We start from the raw sequence: 26,185 nt of genomic DNA, 5'->3' as shown, positions 1-26,185 counted from the left end.
CTATTAGGAATCATTTCATAAATGTTAGTATAGATTCTCATTCCAGGACCAGAACCTTCAGTCCACATATTAATTTTAATAGGATATTTAAGTGTGTTATTGATCTTAATTCCTGTAGAAGGACTGAAACCATAAAGCACTGCATCACGTCCGGAATCCATACCAATAGGCAATCTGAATCCTAAGGACAATACAGCATTTCTTAGTGATCTTGCTGGAGGGCATACTCCATGTGTAGCCATTCCAGATTCTGCATCATCTTCTGGAACTGAACTGAATCCTACTCCTTCTCTTCCACAGCCATATGCATTAGGTGGAATGATAGTACCATTCCAAGCTTTAACAAATTGTTTAGCATTGAATTCTCTGTTTCTGTCATTGTACTGTGGGTGAGAATCCAAATAGGTATATGTGCTTGCAACTTTGGTTTCTGTATAATTTTCTTCCCAAAGAACTACTGGAGAACCTCCAGGATATTTTAGGGAATATTCATAAGCCTCTGGGAATTTTTCTCTTAATTCATCCGGAGTTACATATGACCTATTGTCATTAAATCCGTTAATACAGAAATCTAAATTGTATTTGGAACCTTGTCCATAATGATTATACCAATATTTTAATGTTTCTACATTTACCCTATCACCAGGTATGGTGTCATTTGTCATTGTTTTAGGGTCAATGTGACCTATTGTTTCATTGGTTTTATTGTTTATGATGTCAAGTCCGTCTGGAACGATTTTTGCTTGTATATATGGACTGTTATAGCCCCATACAACCTCTCCAGGTGAATTTACTGTGATTTTATCATCATCCACTACAACATATCCAGGACCTTCAAACTCCTCTACTATTCCATCATTGCTTACATTTCCATAAAGCAATGTAGATGATGGAGTTGGAACTGCTCCGGTAGCAATAGAGAAAAATGCATCTTCGATATTTCCTTCAGCTATTTGAGTAGTTAAAGACCCTAAATTAGAAACGATAGGATACTTGTTAATCTTGTTTTTATCAATTACATTATCTCCTGTAAAGACAGTACTGCCATTATCATATTTTGAAATTTCACTCATATTTTGATGATGAGTTGCTGTAGTTGCCATGGAGATAGGTATTAGAGCAATAAGTATTACAATTAATGCAATAAATATTTTAAATGAATTTCTTTTTAATAAACTTTTTGAACTAATACTTACACTTCCTTAATTAAATCTTAAAAATTTTAATAATTTTATGATTATGATTTATTTTTTTCTTATTTCATTTATTCAAATAATAATTTGCTCTCCTGAGGATTACAGGAATCACAGATTTGCTTTAGCCTATCCTGTATTTTTATAATGTTTTCTTGACCATTTCCTCCAATTAAAATAGCCTTTTCATGTGAAAATTCTGCAACGAATGCAATGATTTCATCAAGATTATTAGCTATTTCTATCCTTCCCTTATAATTTAGGGAATTTAATCTATACTTAGCTTGTTCCAACGTATCTTCCAATCCTGGAAAGAGAATTATGGCTTCAGGATTCGCATTTACCACTTCATTTAATATATCTAATCTATGATTTTCATTATGTCTTGGGGTTCCTACAAAGACTGCTGTGAAATCGACTTCCTCCAGTAATGGTTTAATTGCATCAGAATTGTCTGATTTTCCAATATATATTTCACAGTCATTTAATTTTAACACTTCTAACCTACCCTTAACTGGCTTAAAGTTTTCTAAAGTGTCTTTTATTATATTTTTATCTATTTCAAAATGATTTTCATTGATGTAACTTGCCACAGCTTCACTAAGGCCTGCATTCAATTTATTGAATTTTCCAAACAAATCCAAATCATATTCTGTTTCATTATACTCTATTGCTGTTTTGGAAATTTCCTCAAATTCCTCTTTATATTCCTGATTTTCGTTGATGAAAATGGTTTTATCCTTGAAGAATCCTTTTAAGGAGTTTTTATATCCTTCCATTGATCCATGAACATTCATATGGTCATTGCCCATATTGGTCAGTGCAATCAAATCAAAGTCGAAGCAATAGCTGCAGAATCCAACTGTCATGTCACAGACTTCAACAAGCAAAACATCATAATCACCATTCTCTGCTTCTAAGATGAGGTCATAGTAGCCTTCAAATCCACCACCGGCATTGCCTCCTACCAATACATTTTTTCCAGCATTTTCCAAGATTTCCTTTATCATGGTTACAGTAGTGGTTTTTCCATTGGTACCAGTAACACCAATAGTAAAAATGTCTCTATGTTTTGTCTTTACGTCACAAAGCAATTTATGAGAGTTTTTATAATGTTCTGCAATTTTGCTTCCCCAAATGCTAGGGCTTAAGACAACTGCATCAGATGATTCTATCTTTTCTTGATCATTAAATCCTAAATCAATGGATAAATTATCTTTTAAAAAGCTGATTTTATCTTTTTGAGGTGAAATATCTACACCTGCAAGGGATATTGGCAAGTCATCTAAGCTTATATTAACATTTAAATCTGTTGCATAAACTTCCCAATTATGTTTCAATAAGGAATTTAAAGCCTTTTTGCCTTCCACTCCCAAACCGATAACAGCAGCTTTCATGATTTCACATTAGTTTATATTATTATTGAATTTTTTTTATAATACTATATAATAGATAGTAATTTATTATATGTATTTATCTATGTATATTCTAATTAATAAAAGTTAGTATATTTTGAAATAAACTTAAATTAATTTAGAATGAAAAACTAAAATGAGAAAATAAATAATGTGAAAAAAGAACAAATAAAGGAAGATTAAATTAAAAATATAAAAAATTTGGAAAGAATGAAAAATAAAATAAAAGAGTAAATTAAAATTAAAATAAAATTAAAGATCTAAAATTAGCTCAATAGGAGCATGTTTAGAACTATCAATCTCATTTAAAATTGTTGAGGATTTAACTTTATCCGCTAAGGATTTAGAAACAAAGAAATAATCTAAACGAGCACCTTCATTGTTTTCACGAGCTTCCGGATTTTTCCAGGAACTAAATTGTTTTTCTTCCTTATTGAATAATCTGAAAGCATCAATAAAACCGAAGGATTCTAACTTGTCTAAAACTTCTCTTTCTTCATCAGTGAATGTAACTTTAGTATCTAAATCGAAAATATCTGCTTCTTTATGAGCAATATTAAAGTCACCAGCAATGATTATATTCTTATCCTTAGCTAATTCAGCAAAGGATAAAAGATTATTAAGGAAATCAAGCTTTTCATTTAATTTAGCTTTAGTTCCAGTTCCTACAGGAGCATAAACATGAATTAAAGAAAAATTCTCATAATTTAAGATAGATGCCCTTCCTAATGCATCAGCAGATTCCATGAAGAATCTTCTAACTATAGAAGGTTTTTCTTTGGTAAATGTAGCTAATCCACCGGTTCTAGCACTTTCTCCTTTTAAGAAATAATATTCATAACCGCATTTATCCAAGAATTTCTTATCCATCCTTTCATAATCTGTTTTTGTTTCTTGGAACAATAAGATATCAGCGTCTTTTTCTAAAATTGGATTAACATCCTTATTTTTTATACGAGTCCTAATACCATTTACATTCCATGAAATAATCTTTAATTCACTCATTATATTGCTTCCCTAAATTAAATAAATAAAATTAATACAATATAAATTAATTTAAGCCCAAATTATTAATAAATTAATTTAAAAAATATTCTTGTTTATTAAAACTATAAACAAATATAATATTAACTTTTAAATCATATAAACTTATTGTAGAATTTAAATAAAAATTATAAGAAATTAATCAAAAATCATATAAAAATTATTCAATTATTGAAAATTGCAGATTAAAAAATAATAAAATAAAAGGTAATGAATAATAATTCATAACTTTAATATATTATAATTTAGAAATTATTAATTATATCTTTACGGAATTAATTGAATTGGTGATAATATGGATTATGAAAAGGAAGATAATGTAAAAACTGCAGAAGTTTTAAAGGAAAAACTTAATTTAAAAAGACTTCCAGTGGCTATTAAGTTTTTCAATGATTTAAATGAAATCCCTGAAGGAATTGAAAAAATAGAAGAAAGCCTTAGACATTGTGAAATGGTTACAAAAGCAGCTGATGGAGCTATCTTCTATGCAACTGCTGCAGAACAGAAATGTAAAGGCGGATCAAGTGCAATGGGATTGGAACCTCTCCCACCTAAGATTGCTTCTGGTGAGTTCTATTATAAATTAGGCAGATTTGACAGTGTTGAAACCGCTAAATCCGTAATAGATAATATTCCAAGAAAAGATGAACAAAGCTTAGGAATAATCTATGCACCCTTAGAAAAAGCTGATTTTATTCCTGATGTGGTTATTATCATTACTGTTCCTAAATTCGGTATGTACATTGCACAAGGAATTGTTTACAATAATGGTGGAAAATTGGAATCCAGCTGTGCTGGAATTCAATCCTTATGTGCAGATGCAGTAAGTGCTCCTTATGTAAACAATAAAGTAAATACCACTTTAGCATGCAATGGTTCCAGAGGTTATGCAGGAATCATAGATGAGGAAATCATCATTGGTTTACCTTGTGATAGTCTAAAGCCATTATTGGATGCATTTGAAAATATTTAATTAAATTTAGTTATAGAACTTATATAACTAATATTTCTTTTTTTATTCTTTTTTTAATCTAAATCTATTTTTCATAATTGTTCTTAAATTAAGGAATTGTAAACACTTGATTATTATCAGATTCTTCACTTTTTTTCTTATTGCAGAATGTTCTAAAGTCACATGCACTGCATGTTCTATCCTCCGCTTCAGCTTTCCAAGCATCCTTAATTTTACAGCCATTCATTTCCTTTAACATGGAAGATTCGATATCGTTTACAACATTATCAAATTGGTCGAGGGAATTATCAATCAATTCCTCTTCAACATTTATTATTCTAATAGATCGATCCATCTTAAATTTATCTGACAAGTCTCTATGAATAGCTATTTCGGAGTCTTCATTCCAATTCCTTAATCTTTCCCAATCCTCATCAAGTATCTGATTTAGTGAAATATCAGTTTGATTATTTAATAAATCTTCCTTTATTGCCTTTAAGTCATCGTTTGATGGAACCAATTCATTCAAGTAAAAGATAATCCCTACAATTGGCTTTTCTAAATTTTCCTGATTTTTTCTAAGCCAAGCATAAGTCAATATCTGCCATTCATGCTGAATCCAAACCTTATATTTTTCATATTCCTCTGATTCAAAAAGTGTTCCATTTTCCATTAATGATTGAATATCCAATAATTCTTCCTTTGATGGAGCACTTGGCCTTCTCATACCCTTATAATCTATGATTATTTCATATTCACTCAATTCATTATCCAATAATTTCTTAAAATCCTCATTATTATAGAGGTAATTGATTATGCTGTTTTTTTGAGAAAGATTGAAATAATTATCTAATGTTTGTTGAAATGGATTATCAGTAGTTCTTCTATAAAAATTATCCACCATTTTTGAACTTAAAACATCAACAACACCATTTATGGAATAGTAATCAGACCTAGCATTTTCATCTGTCAATTGCCTTAATCCTTTTATCAAAACTTCTGTATCTTCAATTAAAGGGAATAAATGAGGTCCCCAAAGGTTTATTGAACGTTCCAAACGAGCACTATAAATATTATCCTTAGGCCCATAATTGTTCTGGTATTCATATGGAGGATTTAATCCCTTGACCTTCAATCTTCCAGTTATCAAGTCTTCAATAGGCTTTATTTCACTTTCCCAATCCCAAGGAAAACTTAATCTTTCACTGTCTGAATATTTCTTCCACTTTAGAAATGCCTCTTCCAATGTTCCATGAATGAATTCTCCAAACCATAATTGAACTGGCATTGATGGAGGAAGATTTCCTTTATTTTGGTAACGATATTGTAAATTGCAAGTTAAAAATGATAATAAATCACCAGTTAAGCTATATTCTGGTATTATATATTCCCTCGATCTAGTTGATAATTTCATTTTTACACCTATCAAAATATTTAATATAAGTTTCATATAATTTACTTAAAGGAACGATTAATTAAATTAAATATATATTGTCAAATCCTATAAATTCTTCATCCCTATTCCAACCTAATGCAACATTAGGTATTTTCCGTTGTTTTTCATTTTGTTTATATCCATCAATGTTTGAATTTAGTCCAACTAGTAACAAAACATCTTTTGCTCTAGAGAATGCTACAAAATACAATCTTGTCAAATCATCAAATGCCATGTCTTTAGAATCCCTATCCATATTGGATAATGAACTATATTTTCTGACCCTATCCTGAATAATCGAAGAGGAATCTGCATTTTTAGGGAATCTTAAGTTTGCATCTTTAGAGAGATTCTTCTTAAAACGAGACCCAACATCTACAATGACAAGAGGAAATTCCAATCCCTTTGCCTGATGAATGGACATTATATTAAAACGATTTGATGGAATTACTTCAAAGAGACTCTCGTCTATTTGCACACCACCACTAGCTATTGGAACAAATATGTTTAACAATGCCTCGTTGATCGATTCCTTTTCAGCATCTTCTGATGAAAAATCAATATTCGCAGAATACTTATTGAAGAAACTTGTTTGAGTAATTGTTTGTGTAATGGCCTTTAGATAAACCACACCCTCATCATCTTCTTGAAATTCTGGAATCCAACTAACCAATTTATATGCTAACTCCATAAGATTAGCTTTTTCAGGCCATTTAATATCCTTTGACTCATCAGATGAAAATGGATATCTCATTTGCCAATGGGTAACGAATTGCTCTAAGGAAACAGGTGAATGTGGCTCTGGATTGACATCTTTTATATATGAATTTGCTTTTCTGCGCCAAAGACTCATATTTCTGCTTGCAGAATTAGGCAACTTATCATTAGTCCTTTGATAAGTGGAATTAGGGTCTATGCATTCCAACATCAATCCGCAAAAGACAGCTACACAATCTATATTCTGCAAATCTTGACCTCTAGGGTTAAAGACTTCAATAGGATGCCTTAGCCTTCCTAATTGTTTTTTTAATGCAAAAGTAAATGTACGGCTACCAGTGGCTGTCAACTCCTTTGGAGAAAAAGTTAGAAATGCAATATCTTCAGCAGAACCATCTTCTCCAAGTTCAATGACTATTTCATCTTTTCCCTTTGCCAAATCAAATCCTTTATCCCTATAATTTATTAAAGCAATATTATCTTCGGAATTTAATTTTGAATTTTCATCTTTAGTCAAAACTCTCTTAATTTTACGTTTGACTATTCCATTTCTATTCAATTCATCTATAAATTTTGCTAAATCATTTGCTAGCATCTGCTCATTATTTCTAAACATGCCTAAAATGGGCACCTGATTTGTATCATCACTATTGAAGCTTGGCACTTCAATTTTTGGTTTTTCCTTAACACGAGCGGATTGATACTCATCATCCAATTCAACAAAGTCATTGCATAGACCAATGATGTTTTCAGTAGATCTGTAATTTGTTTTTAGATTAACTTCTTTTGCTTCAATACCAATTTGAGCTATTCTTTCAATGAAATTAGTGAATAAGTCAACACTTGCTCCTCTAAACCTATATAAAGATTGATCATCATCTCCAACAACAGTGATGTTTCCTCCATTTCCTATGGCTGATTCTGCAATTTTAAAGTAAATGCTCTCTTGCAATAGGTTTGTATCCTGATATTCATCCACTAAAATAATCTTTATATCATTTAAGAATGCATTTAAGCTATCTGAATTCAATCTTCTTAAAAATTCAGTTTCCAACATTGCAAAATCATAAATGTTTTGGCTTTGAAGTATTTCAGCATATTCTAAAATTAGTTTTAAAGCCAATTGCTTTCCTATTTCATGGGATTGAATATTATTTAAAATCTTATTGATATCTACCATATTATAGTAAATATGCTCCTTGATTTCAATCAATATTCCTGCCATCATTGTCAAATTCTTTACTTTAGGCCTTTGTTCTATATCAGATTTCTTACCGCTTATTTCTCCCAAATACTCCTGCAATGACTCATTTTTATATCTATCATCTTTGAGCAGGCATTCATTTATCATGACAGAATTTGCAACAAAATCCTCTATTAAAATAGGTTGGCTTGTTCCTGCTTGGCGATAAATACGTAATAATTCATCAGCTATGCTGTCAATTGTCCCTACATTAATCTGATTGAAATCTATCCTGTTTATTTCCTTAATTATGGAATCATCACTTATCTCACCATTGAACATTTTATCCATATAATTAGCAATTAGCTTAGATTTTATCTTGTCTCCCCAACTTAGAATACGGGATAATAACTCTCTAGCCGCTTTTCTTGTAAATGTTGTAGCCATAATTTCATTTGGAGAAACATCATCGACAAAAATAAACTTCAGGATTTTAAGTACCATAACTGTTGTTTTGCCTGAACCTGGCCCTGCCACTATAAACAATGATTGGTCTTCAGGTGATGAAATGGCTAATTTCTGATCTTGATTTGAAGAAATATCCCTTTCTAAAACATTCACTATAATCTCTTCAAATTCACTGTAATCTATCAAATTTACCCCTCTTACATTTTATGAGCAAAAAATTCATTATTATATATAAAAAAAATTCATTATCAATATATTAAATTAAAAATATTTCTTATCTATAATTATATTACTTTATAAAATATTTTAATTTTTGTATTTAAATAAATAAACAAAGAGCAGATGAAAACTAATAGGAAAAGTTTTATTTAATACAAAAACAAATTATGGTAAGTTTTATTAAATTCGTTGACAAATATTATAATTGTTAATATTATTGAAATATTTAATAAAAAAATATTTAAAAAAAATATTTAATAATAAAATATTTATTATTAAAATATTTAATAAAAAATTTTAATAAAAAATTTAATTTATTTTATACTTAATTTTTAATGATTATTATGACTAATCTAGCTAAAGACAAAGAAGAGATGGAGAATATCGACAAGTTTAAAAACGATATCCGTTTTAGGAGAAAAATCGAGCATGTCGAGACTATTCCTGCTAAAGAAGCTAGCTTTAAGAAGGTAGACAAATTAGAGGAAAAAATTTTGGCTTACCTTGAAGAAAAGGAAATAAAATTATATAAACACCAAGCATTAGCTATTGAAAAGTCAAGAGAAGATAAGAATATCATAATTACCACACCAACTGCAAGCGGAAAGACATTATCATTTAATTTACCTGTTTTGGAAGAACTAATAAAAGATAATGATGCTTGTGCATTATACATTTATCCTGCAAAGGCATTATCTTATGATCAATTGAAGGTTTTAAGGAAATTTGATGAGAAATTGGATCTTGACATTAATCCAAATCCTTATGACGGTGACACTCCAAAGGCTAAAAGATACAGAATCAGACAGGAATCAAGAGTTATTCTTACAAATCCCTACCAAATTCATTTGATTTTACAATGGCATCACCAATGGGAGCGCTTCTATTCCAACTTAAAGTACATTGTCATTGATGAAGCTCATTATTATAAAGGAATATTTGGTTCAAATGTTGCATTTTTAATCCGAAGACTTAAGAGAATTGCTAATTTCTATGGTTCTGACCCTAAATTCATCCTGTCTTCAGCAACTCTTGCAAATCCTTTGGAACTTGCAGAAAAGTTAACTGGAGAGGAATTCGAATTGATAGATGAGGATAGTTCTCCAAGTGGTGAGAAAGACTTTATCCTTTATAATCCATACAAGAAACTGCCAATTCAATCTGATGATGAAAATCTCTCTATCCATCAGGAAACTGAAAAGATTTTCCTTTATTTGCTACTCAAAGACATACAAACATTATGCTTCACATCAAGCAGAAAGATTGCAGAATTGATTGCATTATGGGCTAAAAGAGACATGGAACATCTTAAAAAGCGCTATACTGAAAGAATCTCAGCGTATAGGGCAGGCTATTTAGCTGAAGATAGAAGGGAGATTGAAGATGGGCTTAAATCAAGAAAATATTTAGGAGTGACATCTACAAATGCACTTGAATTAGGTATAGATGTAGGCAGTCTTGACGCTGTAATCATTTCAGGATTCCCTGGTTCCATGATATCAACATGGCAACAAGGAGGAAGATCTGGAAGGGGAAATCAGAAATCATTAGTCATTCTAGTTGCTTTTGAAAATCAGCTAGACCAATACTTTATGAAAAACCCTGAATTCTTCTTTGACAAACCTCATGAAAACGTTGTTATTGATTTAAATAATGAAAAATTATTGAATAACCATATTATATGCGCTGCAAATGAATTGCCTATTTCAATGGAAGAGATTATAGAGATTTTTAATGTTGATGAATACTTTATAGAGAATATAATTAAAAATAGAGACTTGAAAAAGAGTGCTGGACTTTACATTTATCCATATGATGATAATCCTGCATTCGAATTTTCACTTGACCAAATTTCAAATGAAATATTCAGCGTAATGAATGGAAATCAGTTGATTGAAAAGATAGAAAGGTCTCAAATGTATAGGGAAGCTCATGAAGGAGCTATTTTAATAAATAAAGGTCAAACTTATATTGTAACAGATGTCAACTTTAACACTCATATTATAGATGTAATTAAAAGGGACGTGAATGCTCATACAATTGCACTTAAGAGAACAGAGACTAAAATCATTAAAAAGATTAAAAAAGTTGAAATTGGAGGATTTACTGTTCACTATGGGGAGTTAGAGGTAGAAGAGGATTACTACAAATACAAAAGAATGGAATTTTCAAAAACAATTGGAACATATATTCTAGACTTGCCTCCTTTGAAATTCAAGACTAAAGGATTGTGGTTTACCATTCCTGATAGCGTTAAAGAGAGATTGGAAGAGAGATTCAAAAATGAAACTGAAGTCTTTGCTGGCGGTCTTCATGGAGCGGAACATGCTTTGATAGGATTGTTCCCACTTCATGTGATGTGTGATAGGTTTGATATTGGAGGACTTTCAACCAATTACCATGAAGACACTCAAGAAGCTTCAATTTTTATATATGATGCCTATGAAGGTGGAATTGGTATTTGTGAAAAGGCAATTGATGTGTTTAGCAAATTAACTAAATCTACAAGAAATTTACTTAAGACATGCGAATGTGAAAACGGTTGCCCTTCCTGTATCTACTCTCCAAAATGTGGAAACGATAACAAGCCATTGCATAAGAAAGCTACTGAATTCATCTTGGATTACATGTGGGAAGAGATGAATAAACTATCCCCTGAAGAATTATCTGCATTGGAAAATCAAGATTTGGAAGAAAATATATCATTTAATGAAACATATTATAATCAAAAGGATAGAAAAAATAAAATTACAAATGATAACTCTAATGAAATAATGGAAGAGAATGAAGAAATCCTTTATGAAAATGAAAAATCAAATGATCAAGAGGCCAATCCCTTAGATGAAGCATATAATGATGCATTAGAGGAATTTGAAAAGGGAAATTACAGCATTGCTAAAGAAATACTAACCAATATCATCATCAAGGAAGACAGCGCTGATGCTTATTATCTCATTGGAAAAATATTATATGAACAAGAAGATAAATTAGGTGCTTTATCTTTTGTTAAAAAAGCAATTTCTATTGATTCAGGTCATGAAGAAGCTAATGATTTCTTATTGCAATTGAAACATTGAAATCTAAATAAATAAAAATAAATAAATCATTACTTAAAATAATATTCAAGGTGATATCATGGAAATCACTAATGAAAACAAAAATGAAATTAAGGAACAGATCAATGCAGACATTAACAATATTCTTGAAAAACATGAACTTCCTTATAGAATGGATGGTCTTTCAGTTATGAAAACATCTAAAGGAACCAGTTTCTTAGGAAATGTAAGGGTTCATGATCCAAATAAAGTCAAAGCAGTCAGAACTGAAATTGAATCATATTTGGATAAGTTTGGGAAAGTTGTAATTAATTCAAGGGATGTTGTTCCTTGCTGTGAATTGCCATATACATATATTACATTCCATATAAACTTCTAGATACTATGACATCACGTAGAGAAGAGCATGAGGCATATCTGAAAAGAATATTATCAAATTCATCATCTTCTGCAAATCAATCCAAAAAAACTTATGAAGGAGGGGAATTAGACTCCTTAAATTATTTTAACAATCTGAAATTTGGATTGATGCATAAATATCAGGATTGGGATTTGCTTGATATTGAAGGTAGCAAAGTCATAGAAAACATATATGGCGAAACATTAAAGATCACAAGAAAGGAAAAGATTGACTTCTCTCTAGAAAACAAAAGGGAATCCATCAAACACGAATTGGCATCCAATCTTAAATTAATGCCGGGAATTGGCATTCAAACGGAAATGAAACTTAAGGATGAAGGTTACAATTCATTTTATGATTTATTAAATCATCCGACTTATTCAAATAATGCAGAAAAGATAATTGAAAAAATAGAAAAGGACTGCTTTATAAAGGAATTCAAACTATTTAAAAGATTAAGTAAATATCCCAATTCAAAATACAGCACTTTAAAGGCCTTAAGATCACTTGACCCATTCAATCTAAAGTTTATGGATATTGAAACTCTAGGATTATCAAACGCCCCTATTATTCTAATTGGAATTGCAGAGATAAAAGGAAATCATATCGAATCCAACCAGTATTTGCTTAGAAATAAGGAAGAGGAACCTGCACTCATAGAAAGTTATCTTTCCCATATTGACGAAGCAAGTGTTCATGTAACATATAATGGAGCAATTTTTGATATCCCTTTCATTAAGAACAGAGCCAGATTATATAGAATGGATTGCAATCTTGATCAGACTCATTTTGACTTAATATATCCTGCTCGGAACTTATGGAAAGACCAGCTCCCTAATTGCAAATTAACTACTATTGAAGAGCATTTATTCAATATAAAAAGAGATGATGATGTACCTGGAGCTTATATACCTGATTATTATAGAACATATTTAATAACAAAGAATATAGGTCCTTTAATTCCAATAATAGAACATAATCGTATGGATATCGTTTCTCTTGCTCATTTCTTAATGAAAATATATGAAGAGTCTTTTTAATTTTTGAAAAAAATTATCCATTGTCTAATTTTAATAAAATATAATTTACCCATTTCTAAAATCAAATTGAGTAATAATTTTTTTAAAAAAGATATTAAAGTTATTTAAATATTAATTAACTTAAAAATATTGCCTTAATAGGAATAATAATAAATATTTGTTTTTAATTATCCAAATGAATAGATAAAAATACATTAAATAAACATTACATTTATAAATAATGAATTATAAAAAATAAATTGAAGATAACCTTTAAGGTAAGACTCTAACTAAGTTAAAGAATAAAAATTAAGTAATTTTTAAAAAAATTATTATCCCATATAAAAAAACTAAAAATGCTTAATTTTTATCTTTCTTTTTAACTCTTTTTAGAATTTATTCGTTTTTTTCACTATGATTTAGAAGCTATTTTTCAATTATACTTTACTAAATAAACTTAAAGATTTTAATAATTCTTCATTTATTCAGTTTTTGAATAAAAATTACTTTTTAAATTGATTTTTATATAAAATTTTTAATATTAAGAAAACAATATAAAATATAAGCACAAAAACTAAATAAAAAACAAATTAAAAAGGAAGGATAAAATGTTTGAAGAAGAACAAGACAATAAAATCTATAATCTTATTATTACACGTGGAATAGACCAGGAAAACGAATATGGTCAATTTACCGAGAAATTATACTCTAAACCTGATTTCTTATGGACTGAATCAATGGCAAGAGATTATGCACCTTTTGGAGAAAGTTTCTTTAAAAATGTAGATGTTATTGTTATTTTATCTGGAATTTACAATTATAATCAAATACATATTGACATTTTAATTGAAAAAGCAGAAGAATTTGATATCCCTATCCTTTTGGTACGCCCTTATGGTATGGAAATAGTACCTGAAGAACTTGAAGCTAAAGCAACCTCTGTTGTTGGATGGAATGCAAACTGCATTGTAGAGGATATAAGATCCATTGTTAGCGGAGATTATGATGAATTATGTGATGATTTTTAAAAAAATGATTATTTTAATCCACATATAAAGTTAATTTTGAATAATTGAACTCCTTTAATCGCTAATAAGATTAAAAAAAAAAATTTTAAAATAAAAAATGAATTAGGGATTAACTTAAAAGTTAAATAAAACAATACTGAATAAATAGTAAAACTGAATAAAAAGTAAAAAATAGAAAAAGAAAAGAAATAGAATTATTCAGAAGCTTTACGAACTCCTGCAACTATTTCTTGGATTTTACCTTTAACGTCGGAAGTTTCTTCAACTACAGTACCAGTAACAATTATATCTGCACCAGCCTTTGCAGCAGTATAAGCTGCCACTCCATCACGAATTCCTCCACCTACAACAAGAACGATGTCTTGGGTAGCTCTTTTTGTATAAGCAACCATTTCAGGAGGAATAGGTTGATCTGCACCGGAACCTGCTTCAATATAGAAGTATCTCATTCCAAGGTTTTCAGCTGCCATAGCATAAATAGCTGGGATTTTTGGCTTGTTTCTTGGGATAAGCTTTGCATCTCCAACCCAACCGACAGTTCCACCAGGTTCTGCTACGACATAACCCATAGGAATCTTTTCAATTCCAGTTTTGTTAACTGCAGGTGCTGCCAACGCTTGAGCACCGATAATCCAGTAAGGATTGTTTGAATTTAAATAACTCATGAAGAAGATAGCATCTGCATACTTGCTTGCACCATTGATGTTTCCTGGGAACAATACAATAGGTAAATCGATATTTTCAGACAATGCCTTGCAAGTTCCATCAAGTGCAGCAGTGTCTACAGTGGAACCTCCAACCATAATACCATCACTGCCGCCTTCAATTGCTGCTTTAGCAATAGATACAGCTTCTTCTGGGCTTTGTTCATCAGGATCAATTAAAGTTAAATGAATTTTACGAGTTTTTAATATTTCTTTAAAATGAGCTTCTACATTTTCCATAAAATCACACAATGAATTTGTAAAATATTTATTAAAGTAAATTAATTTAGATTAATTTTTGAAATAATCTATTAATACATATATTTATTAACTTATTAGTATTTAAAATTAATATAAATTTATTAAAAATTATTATAAAATTAGTTAGATTTAGTTAAAATTTTGTTTAAAAAGTAAAAATTAGTAAGAATTAGTAAAATGGATAAAAATAGTTTAAATTATAAATTATTTAAAATTAGTTAAAATTAGTTAAAATTAGTTTTTAAAATAAGAAATTTAATATAAAAATCTAAAGAGAATAAAAATTCTCTTTTAAGTTTAAAGGGATAGAGTGAATCTATCCTCTAGGTTCTTTAGCTTTGAATCTTAAACCTTTGTAACCACATTTTCTACAAGTAGTAGCTCCAGCAGGATTACGTGCATTACATTTTAAACAGATTTTTACATTAAACATTCTGTTTTCTGCTTCTTCAAATCTTGCCATTAATAATTCCTCCATATCTTATTAAATTAATTGATCAATATAACTTAAATAGAAATTCATGAAAAAATTCTAGAGAAATAATTCATTAAATTCATAATAAAAGTTTAAAAAGAATATTATGAATTACATAATGTAATCATAAATATTAATATAAAATATGATTTTAATAGTATATAAATGTTAGGTTTATTTTTACCTTTCATGAGCCTCTAAGAACTCATTTTGTATTTGTACTACCTCTTCACTTGTTTTTACATCACTATAGGCTTCCAATAAGTCATAATTCATTTCAATGAATGAATGGCCCCATTTGAACCCATCCATAATATGATGTGCCTCATCCTTAAATCCAGTTATATAGAATGTAGCTGCAATCGCTTCATTAGTTGATAATATGCATGGTTTTCCAAAATTAACCGGATTAGCAGCGATTAAAAAAGGAAGAGATCTGTGATATTTTGATAAGCTGAAGAAACTTGCTGACTTTGATACCTTATTCCAGGAACAGTCAAGACCTACAATACCCTTGTTTTCAACAAGAGGCCTGTCTTCATAGGAAACTGCCTTTTCAGAAAATGGATTAAGGACAACTGCACCCCGTGGAATCTGATGTATCTTATAGACTATCTTGCATTTTCCTTGTTTTTCCATTTTAAATGCAGTACATTTCCTTTTATCACATTCATTTGCATGAAAAACAGTTACTTTCATAAATATCACTTAAACTTAATCTTTCATTAAAAAAAGAAAAAATAACAGAATAAATCTATTCTGCCATATTTATATATTTTATTTCATTCACCCTGACTTGGATCAATGGTACCATTGAAAATACCGTCAATATATTCCCTATTGAATTTGAACTCCTCATCTGACATACCCATTAAATCAGCCATTTTAGGAGCTTTTTTGGCATCTTTAAATTGGATGCTTTCAATTAAAGGTCCTATGTAATCCTTATACAATGGACAGAATAAAGTGCCGTCACATTCAGTTTTATTATCGTAAGCTATTACATTAATTGTATATGCAGTACCATTGACATCCGCTTCACAAATATATACATTCACAGTATTGTTTGTACTATTGTCAGCTGTTTTGTTGTCTGTAACATTTGAATCCGGAACAGCTTGTGAAAAAAAGATTTTCCAAGGCTGATTATTATAATTTCTTACTTCAGGAGCTTGCAATCCCTGCAATTGATAAACATCAGTAATAAAGTCCCCATCCTTAACACAAGACATATTATAAGTTATATTGTGTTCTGGATCTTCAAAAGATGCCATCCATTCTCTAGCAGAGCTATTATCTTCAACCTTTTGTTGAATCACATCCCCATTGAAAGTACCTGTCATGAATTTGGTATCAAAGTCTGTTGTAGGTCCAAAAAGATTCATGCCAAACAATTCAAATGCAGAAACTGCACCTAATGATGTTATAATAAGTGCTATAGCTGCAATTGCAATAATGGCTATTTTTTTATTGTTCATAGTTTTCCTCCTATAAGATAAAATGATTAAGAATCAGCCAATGTAAAATTAGGCCTAAATTTAGAGCTTCTCTTAATATTTTTAAGTTCCACTTTAGTAGGGCATTTGTATTCCTCAAGCATTAGAATCTTATAATCGTAATCAATAGGTAAAGAATCGTCCTTACCGTCAATAAGGCCTCTGAAATTTGCACCTACCCAACCGGTTCCACCTATATCATAATTGATTCTATCAATAGGATTGAAATCCTCAAAGAACATCTCTAACTCTATTGTTCTTTCCATAGGAGCTTTATAATGGATAGCCATGATTTTATTGGAATTCATTCTAATTTTTATGAACTTTTGGTCCATTTTCAATTCGTCCCCTTCTCTTACTTTCTTAATGGTAAAAAATGGATTTATATCATTTCCAGACATATTTTCACCTCATTAAATGTTTTCTTCATTATAATCGTAATAATCTATTATTCTAAACTTAAACGTTTTCTTCTTCTTTTTTATAATCGTAATAACCAATTGTTTTAAACTTAAATGTTTTCTTCTTCTTTTTTATAATCGTAATAACCAATTGTTTAAACTTAAATGTTTTCTTCTTCTTTTTTATAATCGTAATAACCAATTGTTTCAAGAACCTTTGAAATGTCTACCTTTGTTTCAAAGCAACCTGAAGTGGACAATAGAACTCCTTGCGGAGCAAAATCTGACAAGGCCATCATGGTTTGATTCAAGTCCACATGACAAGCCACTCCAACAACAGACTTGAACTTGTTCTGTTGAATGATTTTTTTAACAAAACTGGAACCAGGTACAATAAACACTCTATAACCCATCGGTTCTGCCTTTTCCTTGATGACACCGATTGCACACTTGCCGCAGTAAGTGCATTGAACACCAGTTTCCTTAAGACTTGCTTCACATTGAGCAGACCTGAGGCAGTGCGGCAATACAATGATCTTGTCTTCAGGTGCTATCTTTTCAAATTTAGCTTTATTGACCTTGTTTCTCACTTCAATTCCAATATTGTCAACCAATGAATCATCAAGCCCTAAAAGGTTTGCAAAGCTCTTTAATGGAGAATAAAATACATTTACAATAAATATTATAACGGATGGCATTACCAGTTTATTTCTCCTCACTAAAATTATTCCAAGTAGAAGCCCTATAATGAGTATAACCACTATCAGGAATATTAAGAGCACAACTCCTTCACCGATTAATTGGAATGCTTGTTCATGCAATAACATAATTTTCAATTCTATAATTTTTAAATAAATTCATTTAATATTATTTTATTTTATATATATAAAACTTTTTAAAATATAATTAATAAATAATTAAAAAATTTAATAAATAATTAAAAAAATATAATGAAATTTTAGAAAAAATAATCTATTTTTAAAAAAAATAACATAAAATTATTTAGAAAAATGCATAAAATGGCTCAATCTTATAGTTCTTAACTTCCCCTTCTATAACGACACCATCTTTGGATTTGACTATATTCAAGCCTGATAAGCTGTCACAGGAGCATAAGATATCCTGTTCAGGGTGGGTTCCAGGAACTATCCCGCAGTCCAATCTAACGTTTTCGCCTACTGACAATACCATCTTAAGTCGTTTAGATGATGGATGATCCTTTGGAAGAACAAGTATAGGTGACTCAATATCCCTTGTAAGGTAAGCAAGAGATCTAATTCCCTTTTCATATTTTTCACCTAAATTGAAGGAAGAAACAGCTATCAAATCATCATCTTCAAGATATTGGACAATTTCATCACTGTCTGGAGTTCCTATAAAGAGCATCTTTTCCTCTCCCGCCTTAACAATACCTACCATACCACTTTCACCAAGCAAAAAGAGAATTTCATCCTTTGTAAACTTAATTTCAGTTTCCATCATATCCCCTAAAATTATCGATTGAATAATCTAAATCTAAAACCTAAAATAATCTGTAATAATCTAAAAAAAGTGTAATAATTAATAAAAAAAGTTAAAGAGCAAATTAAAATTTACTCTTAACATTTAAAATAGCAATAGGTTTATTCTTGTGCTTCTACATTGTCACTTTGACATGAAGGACAGATAACTTTTTTACCTAATCCTTTAAAGTCATTTCCACAATCTAAGCATTTATATTTCTTTGTTTTCAATTTTTTCATTGAAAGTTCAGCCATTGGGCCTCCAGAACTACACATAATATCACCTTTTATTAAAACAGTTAAATACTGAAAATTTTTAACTATTGTTAATAAGTAATTGTTTATATGTTCATTTTAGTATTTATTATTTTATATTTGAAATCAATTATTCATAGTATTTCATTAATTGACTTGATTCCTCAGTTGATTCAAATTCATAAATGAATTCCTTTAGATCCTTGATAAACTCTTCTTTCCTTTTATCTAAGTCTTCAATAGAAGAATAATCCTTTTTAATGGTTAAATTCATTAGAATATCATCTGTTTCAAGAGCAATTTTAGGATAATCATTGCTTAGAATACTTTGATTAGATTCTTCAAGGACATCTAAATGATTCAATTCATCATCATTTGAAATTAAATTATCAAAATCATTGAATTCAATGAAATCATCATCAAAAATAGGTTTGCTGTTTTCCAATTCCTTCTTGAATTCTTCAAACTCCTTTTTAAAATCAATATATTCCTTTTCTGACATAATAATCATAAAATAATAAAAATAGAGGAAAAAATTACATAAAAATACTAAAAAATAAAAAATATAAAAAGATAATTAAAAACAATTATCTTCCTAGCTCTTGATGAGCTTTTGCCAAGTGTCCTGCAGATATTGCAGCAATTAAGGATAATTCACCTGCCATAACAGTTGAAATGACAATTTCAGCAAATTTATTTACCTTACCTGATCCTGCACAATCTATTATCTGCAATCCTTCATTTGCGGTTTCAAGTCTTGTTCCACCACCAATTGTAGCAATAGGCAAATCAGGCATATTTACAGAGAAGTACAAGTCTCCATCCCTATCCTCTGCAGTTGTAATTCCTAAGGAACCTTCCACAACATGTGCTTCATCCTGACCAGTCGCTAAGAATATTGCTCCAATCATGTTTGCAAAGTGAGCATTGAAAGCCATGCTTCCTGCTGCAGCGGAACCTATCAGGTTTTTGGCAACATTGACTTCTTCAATTGCTTTAGCTGTAGTTTTAAGCTTTGCTCTGACAATAGCTTCTGGGATTAGAATGTCTGCAACCACTGTTTTTCCTCTACCTTCAACAATATTTATTGCTGCAGGTTTCTTGTCAACACATAGATTACCGCTTAAAGCCAATGCATGAACTCCTAAATCCTCATGCAATTTAGCCAATACCTTTTCAGTGGCAATTGTTACCATATTCATACCCATACTGTCTCCAGTTGAGTAAACGAAACGAGGATAAACATAATTTCCTACAATGATGATAGGATCTATCTTTACTAATTTTCCATGGCTAGTTGTTGATTCAGCGATTTCCTTAAGTTCATCAAACTTCTCTTCAAACCATTGCTTGACCTTTACCGCTTCAACAACTGAATCTGTTTTAATGGCTGGAGCTCTTGTCATCTTATCTCCAATAACCCTTGCATTAGCTCCTCCAGCTGCAGTAATAGCAGAACAGCCCCTATTCACTGAAGCCAATAATGCACCTTCAGATGTTGCAAGAGGTACAAAGAAATCATCTTTTGCATATTCTCCATTGACTTTCAAAGGACCTGCAACTCCAATTGGTATTTGTACAGTACCTATAGGATTCTCAATATTCTTTGCAAATGCAAGTTCCATATCCAAAGTATAATCAGCTATTTTCTCAAGCTTGCAATCAGAATGCCTTTCAATAAACTCTCTTCTAATGTCTAAAGCTTCTGTTGCATTTGCAGTAAACTTGTCAATTTGATAAAGCTTCATTTCACCAGCCAATAACTTTTCAATGATTTCTTCTTTATCCATATTATCACCACGAAAAACAGTTTTTAAAAAAATAGATTTTTTAAATTCAATCTAGATTTGTATAATTTTAATTCTAATTAAAAAAATAAAAAAAGAAGGAGAAATTATTCTCCACGAGCTTCTTTAATAAATTCTACAATTTCAGAAGGTTTCTTAGCTACTTTAACACCTGCAGCTGCTAAAGCTTCCATTTTGCTTTTTGCAGTACCTGAGTTACCAGCAATGATAGCTCCTGCGTGACCCATTCTTTTACCTGGTGGTGCAGAAAGACCTGCAATATAAGCTACAACAGGTTTGGTGATATTGTCCTTGATGTATTCAGCTGCTGCCTCTTCAGCTCCTCCACCGATTTCACCAATCAAGACTATTTCCTTTGTATCAGGGTCATTTTCAAACATATCCAAGACATCAATGTATGGAGTTCCGATTACAGGATCTCCTCCAATACCTACACAAGTGCTTTGTCCAATTCCTGCACGGGTTAATTGGCTTGCAATCTCATAAGTCAATGTACCGCTTCTGGAAATAACACCTACATCTCCTTCAGAGAAGATATGGGTTGGCATAATACCAAGTTTTCCAACCTTAGGGGAGATTACACCTGGAGTGTTTGGTCCAATAACAGTCACTCCTTTGGCTTTTGCATAAGCCATGATTTCCATACTGTCATGAATTGGTATATGCTCTGTAATAATTATTACCAAATCCAAATGATCAATTGATTCAAATGCAGCATCCTTTGCAAATGGTGCTGGCACAAAAATAATTGATGCATTCACATCAGTTTTTTCCTTAGCTTCTTCAATAGAATCGAAAACAGGAACTCCTAAAACTTCTTGTCCACCTTTACCTGGAGTAACACCTGCTACAATTTTTGTATTATATTTCAACATTTGTTCAGTATGGAATTGACCTTGCTTTCCTGTAATTCCTTGAACTAAACATTTAGTATTTTCATTTAATATTATCATATGAACCACAATCGTAATTTTAAATAATCTTTTTAATTGCAATTAATTTTATCAAGTTTAAATCTAGATAATAATCATATAAATTTTATATAAAATTATTAATCACTATTATATATAGTTCTTAAATATTAAATAGTTAATCATTTATTTTTAAAAAATTGATATTTTAAATTGCATTAAACAAGAAAAAGAATTACTAAAAGTCAAAAAATAATCATTAATAAATAGAAAAAAAATTAAAACTCAAAAAAACTATCATTAAAAAAAGTAAGAGAAAAGTGAGAAATTAAAATTTATCTTAACCAAAAATGGAAAAGCAAAATTTAATTTATAACATTTCTCCGTTAAAATTACCTAATTTTTCTTGGTCTTCACTAAAACTAGAACCAATAAGTTCTCCAGTTTTGGTATCATATTGGCGGAAATTGCCGTCTTTATAATTTATTTGATAGTAATATCCACCACCTGCTTGGGCGTTATATTCAGCACTGCCACCAGAAACACCACTACCAGAACTGCTTGAACTGCTTGAACTTAGTTGGGAACCAGAACTGTTACTTTTAACTGCAGAAGAATTGGATTCTGAGTTTTTAACAATACTTAATGAACCAACATTATCATTGGATTGAGCTTGATCAGCTATATTAACATTATCAGTAGAATTATCATAAGCATCATGTGGTGCAAATGTAATTGCTAATCCTACTAAAATCAAACCAATTAGAACACCGATCAAGATTTTACCGACATCATTCATATTATCACCTCTTTAAAGTTATATAGTTCTATTATTTGTATCTAAACATATAAATTTTACTTAGTTAATCAAATAAACTTTATAATATAAATTTGAAAAAAAATGAAAAAAGTAATATGTAATAAAAAATGAAAACAAGAAAAAATAAGGAAAAATTTTAACATCAAATTATTAATTTTATAGTTAATTAAAATAATACCTTATTAAAAATAATTAAAATAATAGTATCTAGAATTAATTAAAATGATACTTAACCTAAAATTCTTGTTTTGTTTTCAAATGGTATAGATAAATCAATCATATTTCCATTCATTAATGCAGTTACAGATACCAAGACACTTCCAGGAAGCACATTACATGGAGTATGCCTTTTTACAAGGTAAGTGTTTTTATTCCCCAGTGCAGCTCCAATCATTGCACTTGCAACAACTGCAATCTGTTCCAGTTCATTTACTGAAACCACTACAACAGGGTCATCTGTATCATCAGTGGATACATAGCCTACTCCAGGAATATCTGTTCTTGTTCCTATCTTATCGCTCACTCCAGTTACTGCTTTCATACCACTTGCTGCTTCAATAACTGAATTTGCAACATTCGCTACAAACGGCTCTCCACCGTAGGTGTCAAATGCCATAATTATTGCATCCTGATACTCGCCTTCTTCGAGGTTCGCTTCTGCATAGGAGATTCCTTCTCCTCCTTTATCAGGATCTTGGGATATTCCAGCCACATCTCCTAAGTCCTCTGCATTATTTCTCAATATCTCTACAATGCCTGCATTCACTGTTTCCAAAAGATTATCTTCAACAAAAGCGGTAATTACAACATCATCTCCTGTAACATTTGTTAAAGCCGCTTTTCTAGCTCCTAATTCCAATAACTTAGGAATGTCTTTTTCAATACTTTTAACCAAAGAATCGGAAACGGAAACATCATTGCTTGAAATATCTGCACCAATAGCTACAACTTTCATAATATCAATAATATCTTTTTTCTTTATAGTTAATAATCATTTTTATAAAAAGCCATTTTAAATAAGTTTATAATTCATAAAATTAAATATAATAATACTTAATGATAATACTTAAAAGATTTAATGACAAAAATAGTAATAACTATAGATTATTCAATGAGGTAAGAAAGTGTACAGCGAAACTAAAATAGCCATTCCAATTTTCCAAAAGAATAAGGAAGATATTCTAAAGGTAGCTAATGACTGCATAATCAAGGGTGCAGATATTCTTGAATTGAGAATAGATGGAATGGACAATCCTAATCCTCAGATTGTAAAGGAAATCATAGAAGAGATCAATTTCCCTACAATTGCTACAAATAGGACCATGAAAGAAGGAGGTTCCTTTAGAGGTAGCGAAGAGGATAGAATAGCCATACTTAGAGAATGCTGTGATGTAGCGGATTATGTTGATGTAGAGCTCCAGACAGATAGGGAACTTATTGAATCAATTACTGAAACAGGAGTCACTTCCATTATTTCTTACCACAACTTCAAGCAAACTCCAGAACTTGATATACTTATGGACATTGTAATTCAGGAAAAAGAGCTTGGAGACATTGCAAAAATAGCCGTAATGCCTAATACTCTTGAGGACACTTTAACAATTCTTCCGATTTTATCTCATTTTGACAATGTTGTAGCCATATCAATGGGAGAATTAGGCAGTTATACAAGAGTAATTGCATCTAAATTCAATGCACCATTTACATTTGCTGTAGTTAATGACAATACTGCACCTGGACAGATAGACATTGATACAATGAAATCATTGATGAACAGTGATTTAATCAATACAGATGATTTGAAATAAATCATTGAACTCTTTTTAAAATAGAATATAATCATTTCAATATATTCTAAATTGAACTCTTTTTAAAATAGAATATAATCATTTCAATAGATTCAAAATTGAACTCTTTAAAAATAGAATTAATTTGATAGATTTTAAAAAAATAAAAAAAGAATTAAGAGAATAAATCTCTTAATTAAACTGTTTTAAATTAAATTTTAACTTATTTTGTCACTTTCAAAGTTTTAGTAACAGTTTTACCAGTGTAATATTTGGTTTGTGCAGGAGTAAGAACAACTTTATGTTTTCCTACTTTCTGACTGATTTTCAAGCTTGCGATTCCTTTCTTATTGGTTTTGATAGTGTAAGTCTTGTACTTTTTACCAGTGTAAACTTTCACTTTAACCTTTATTCCAGAAAGGACCTTCTTAGACTTGGTGCTTGTTACCTTAACTTTAAAGTATTTTCCTTTTTTAACTTTCAAGGAAGTAGGAGCCATTTTGATAGGAGATTTGCTGACTTTTATTTGACTGGTTATTGACTTTGCAGTGTAACCTTTGTCAGCAGAGCTAACTACAACCTTATAAGTGCCTGGCTTAAATGTTATCTTAAATTGAACTAAACCTTTTGATGAGGTTCCAGTTAAATTATAGTATTTGTTCTTTGTAATGAATACTTTAATGTTAACTTTAGCTCCATTCATTAATGCCTTATTTTTGGTATTGGTTAATTTAATTTTGAAAATTTTGCCAGATTTGTAATAAGTGCTTACTTTAGGAGCGCTGAACTTACCAGTTGTCTTCTTAACAGTAACATATCTTGTAAGGGATCCTGACTTATAGTTATTATCCAATACAGATATGACCACTTTAGTTTTTCCAACTGATAAACCAGTGTTTAATCTTGCAACACCTTTGGAATCTGTCATAGTCAAGTAATTGGTTGCCTTTTTGGAGCTTGTGTAAACTTGAATTAAAACGTATACATTTGGTAAAAGTTTTCCAGTTTTCTTATCTTTTACAGTAGCGACTACATAATCTCCTGAACCATATAAGACAGTTCTATTGCTTGCACTTATGACAGCTGCCCTTTGATTGAGGGTTATGGTCTGTTTAACAGCACTGCAAATCAAGTTGCTGTCTATTGATTCGAGTTGCAAATTATAGGTTCCTGCAACTAAATTCAAGTCAGGGCTTGTGTAAAATCCAGTTGAATTGGTTCGACCGCTTCTGGTTGCATCAATATTGCTGGAGTAAATTCTGAATTGAACTAGAGCTGATTTGATTGCTTCTCCTGTATTTGAATTGATTACTTGGAAGATATAGTTTAATTTCTTACCCTCTTCATATTCTTCTACAATTGGAGATGCTACAATTTCAGTTTGAACCTTGTTGATAGTAATTTCAAATGTATTGTTTAAAACATAAGGTTCATGGCCTCTGAAGGTTAAATTATAGTTGCCTGATGACAAGAAATTCTCTAAAATATTATTATGATAAAAAGTGTTGTTGTTTTTTATCACAATAAATCCGTTTTCATCAGTTGTGAAATCCTTTGAACCGAAATTGTATGATGAGTCTCCTGTTTTAGTAACAAAGATTACTCCACTAACTGTAATGGTTACATTTGATAAAAT

The 26,185-nt window shown here is 30.3% G+C and carries 25 protein-coding genes; 6 read left to right on the top strand and 19 right to left on the bottom strand.

All coding sequences use genetic code 11. The features are described from left to right. From IJI80_RS01610 to IJI80_RS01600, 3 genes are all read right to left on the bottom strand, one after another. A partial coding sequence (locus IJI80_RS01610; RefSeq protein ID WP_292786967.1) for a hypothetical protein occupies positions 1-1,103 on the bottom strand: 1,103 nt, incomplete at its 3' end. Positions 1,104-1,264: 161 nt separating this feature from the next. Continuing rightward, positions 1,265-2,590, bottom strand: a complete 1,326-nt coding sequence (locus tag IJI80_RS01605; RefSeq protein ID WP_292786965.1) for a Mur ligase family protein — start codon at positions 2,588-2,590, stop codon at positions 1,265-1,267. 270 nt (positions 2,591-2,860) lie between these two features. Continuing rightward, positions 2,861-3,613, bottom strand: coding sequence for an exodeoxyribonuclease III (locus IJI80_RS01600; RefSeq protein ID WP_292786962.1), 753 nt, complete (start codon positions 3,611-3,613; stop codon positions 2,861-2,863). Positions 3,614-3,947: 334 nt separating this feature from the next. On the opposite strand from IJI80_RS01600, the gene IJI80_RS01595 reads away from it, so the two are divergent. Further along, positions 3,948-4,625, top strand: coding sequence for a DUF169 domain-containing protein (locus IJI80_RS01595; protein WP_292786959.1), 678 nt, complete (start codon positions 3,948-3,950; stop codon positions 4,623-4,625). Positions 4,626-4,713: 88 nt separating this feature from the next. On the opposite strand, the gene IJI80_RS01590 is transcribed toward IJI80_RS01595, so the two are convergent. Together IJI80_RS01590 and IJI80_RS01585 are read right to left on the bottom strand one after the other, a co-directional pair. After that, entirely contained in the window at positions 4,714-6,018 is a 1,305-nt protein-coding gene (locus IJI80_RS01590) for a PD-(D/E)XK nuclease family protein (RefSeq protein WP_292786957.1), read from the bottom strand. Positions 6,019-6,079: 61 nt separating this feature from the next. Then, positions 6,080-8,593 (bottom strand): DEAD/DEAH box helicase, encoded by a 2,514-nt coding sequence (locus IJI80_RS01585; protein WP_292786955.1) that lies wholly within the window; start codon positions 8,591-8,593, stop codon positions 6,080-6,082. 377 nt (positions 8,594-8,970) lie between these two features. Here IJI80_RS01585 and IJI80_RS01580 point away from each other — a divergent pair, with 377 nt between their 5' ends. The 4 genes from IJI80_RS01580 to IJI80_RS01565 all read left to right on the top strand — a co-directional run bounded on the left by IJI80_RS01580 (position 8,971) and on the right by IJI80_RS01565 (position 14,129). Beyond that, entirely contained in the window at positions 8,971-11,703 is a 2,733-nt protein-coding gene (locus IJI80_RS01580; protein WP_292786952.1) for a DEAD/DEAH box helicase, read from the top strand. A gap of 58 nt (positions 11,704-11,761) precedes the next feature. Beyond that, positions 11,762-12,061: a hypothetical protein gene (locus tag IJI80_RS01575; RefSeq protein WP_292786949.1), complete on the top strand. Its 300-nt coding sequence runs from the start codon at positions 11,762-11,764 to the stop codon at positions 12,059-12,061. A gap of 5 nt (positions 12,062-12,066) precedes the next feature. Further along, the gene (locus IJI80_RS01570; RefSeq protein ID WP_292786947.1) at positions 12,067-13,122 is read left to right on the top strand and encodes a ribonuclease H-like domain-containing protein; all 1,056 of its coding nucleotides are present in this window, start codon (positions 12,067-12,069) and stop codon (positions 13,120-13,122) included. Positions 13,123-13,709: 587 nt separating this feature from the next. Further along, positions 13,710-14,129, top strand: a complete 420-nt coding sequence (locus IJI80_RS01565; RefSeq protein WP_292786944.1) for a nuclease — start codon at positions 13,710-13,712, stop codon at positions 14,127-14,129. A gap of 194 nt (positions 14,130-14,323) precedes the next feature. On the opposite strand, the gene IJI80_RS01560 is transcribed toward IJI80_RS01565, so the two are convergent. From IJI80_RS01560 to IJI80_RS01500, 13 genes are all read right to left on the bottom strand, one after another. Continuing rightward, complete coding sequence (locus tag IJI80_RS01560; protein ID WP_292786942.1) at positions 14,324-15,073, bottom strand: geranylgeranylglyceryl/heptaprenylglyceryl phosphate synthase; 750 nt, start codon at positions 15,071-15,073, stop codon at positions 14,324-14,326. A gap of 337 nt (positions 15,074-15,410) precedes the next feature. Beyond that, positions 15,411-15,557 (bottom strand): 50S ribosomal protein L40e, encoded by a 147-nt coding sequence (locus IJI80_RS01555; protein WP_048812436.1) that lies wholly within the window; start codon positions 15,555-15,557, stop codon positions 15,411-15,413. A 192-nt stretch (positions 15,558-15,749) separates the two neighbouring features. Next, positions 15,750-16,268 carry a DUF367 family protein gene (locus IJI80_RS01550; RefSeq protein WP_292786940.1) on the bottom strand — a complete coding sequence of 173 codons (519 nt, stop codon included), beginning with the start codon at positions 16,266-16,268 and terminating at the stop codon, positions 15,750-15,752. Between the two features lie 83 nt (positions 16,269-16,351). Then, positions 16,352-17,047 (bottom strand): hypothetical protein, encoded by a 696-nt coding sequence (locus IJI80_RS01545; protein ID WP_292786937.1) that lies wholly within the window; start codon positions 17,045-17,047, stop codon positions 16,352-16,354. A gap of 26 nt (positions 17,048-17,073) precedes the next feature. Next, complete coding sequence (locus IJI80_RS01540) at positions 17,074-17,466, bottom strand: hypothetical protein (RefSeq protein WP_292786936.1); 393 nt, start codon at positions 17,464-17,466, stop codon at positions 17,074-17,076. Positions 17,467-17,627: 161 nt separating this feature from the next. After that, positions 17,628-18,293: a DUF116 domain-containing protein gene (locus IJI80_RS01535; protein WP_292786934.1), complete on the bottom strand. Its 666-nt coding sequence runs from the start codon at positions 18,291-18,293 to the stop codon at positions 17,628-17,630. 175 nt (positions 18,294-18,468) lie between these two features. Next, positions 18,469-18,945 (bottom strand): hypothetical protein, encoded by a 477-nt coding sequence (locus IJI80_RS01530; protein ID WP_292786931.1) that lies wholly within the window; start codon positions 18,943-18,945, stop codon positions 18,469-18,471. A gap of 143 nt (positions 18,946-19,088) precedes the next feature. Next, positions 19,089-19,244, bottom strand: a complete 156-nt coding sequence (locus IJI80_RS01525) for a hypothetical protein (protein ID WP_292779506.1) — start codon at positions 19,242-19,244, stop codon at positions 19,089-19,091. A gap of 109 nt (positions 19,245-19,353) precedes the next feature. Further along, complete coding sequence (locus tag IJI80_RS01520; protein ID WP_292786928.1) at positions 19,354-19,725, bottom strand: hypothetical protein; 372 nt, start codon at positions 19,723-19,725, stop codon at positions 19,354-19,356. Between the two features lie 85 nt (positions 19,726-19,810). Continuing rightward, a complete protein-coding gene (gene hmgA, locus IJI80_RS01515) occupies positions 19,811-21,013 on the bottom strand; it encodes a hydroxymethylglutaryl-CoA reductase (NADPH) (RefSeq protein WP_292786925.1) in 1,203 nt (400 codons plus the stop codon). A gap of 104 nt (positions 21,014-21,117) precedes the next feature. Next, positions 21,118-21,984, bottom strand: coding sequence for a succinate--CoA ligase subunit alpha (gene sucD, locus IJI80_RS01510; protein ID WP_292786922.1), 867 nt, complete (start codon positions 21,982-21,984; stop codon positions 21,118-21,120). Positions 21,985-22,312: 328 nt separating this feature from the next. Further along, positions 22,313-22,741 carry a hypothetical protein gene (locus tag IJI80_RS01505; RefSeq protein WP_292786920.1) on the bottom strand — a complete coding sequence of 143 codons (429 nt, stop codon included), beginning with the start codon at positions 22,739-22,741 and terminating at the stop codon, positions 22,313-22,315. A gap of 250 nt (positions 22,742-22,991) precedes the next feature. Further along, positions 22,992-23,717 (bottom strand): hypothetical protein, encoded by a 726-nt coding sequence (locus IJI80_RS01500; protein ID WP_292786919.1) that lies wholly within the window; start codon positions 23,715-23,717, stop codon positions 22,992-22,994. 169 nt (positions 23,718-23,886) lie between these two features. Between IJI80_RS01500 and aroD the strand changes: the two genes are divergently transcribed. Further along, positions 23,887-24,570 carry a type I 3-dehydroquinate dehydratase gene (gene aroD, locus IJI80_RS01495; protein ID WP_292786916.1) on the top strand — a complete coding sequence of 228 codons (684 nt, stop codon included), beginning with the start codon at positions 23,887-23,889 and terminating at the stop codon, positions 24,568-24,570. Positions 24,571-24,772: 202 nt separating this feature from the next. Here aroD and IJI80_RS01490 read toward each other — a convergent pair. Then, on the bottom strand, positions 24,773-26,185 hold a 1,413-nt coding region (locus tag IJI80_RS01490), incomplete at its 5' end, for a hypothetical protein (RefSeq protein WP_292786913.1).

This window comes from Methanobrevibacter sp., from assembly GCF_017432245.1.
In the GTDB taxonomy this organism is placed as follows: domain Archaea; phylum Methanobacteriota; class Methanobacteria; order Methanobacteriales; family Methanobacteriaceae; genus Methanobrevibacter.
The sequence above is the reverse complement of the archived record's forward strand: the minus strand, read 5'-3'. Positions and strand labels throughout refer to the sequence as shown.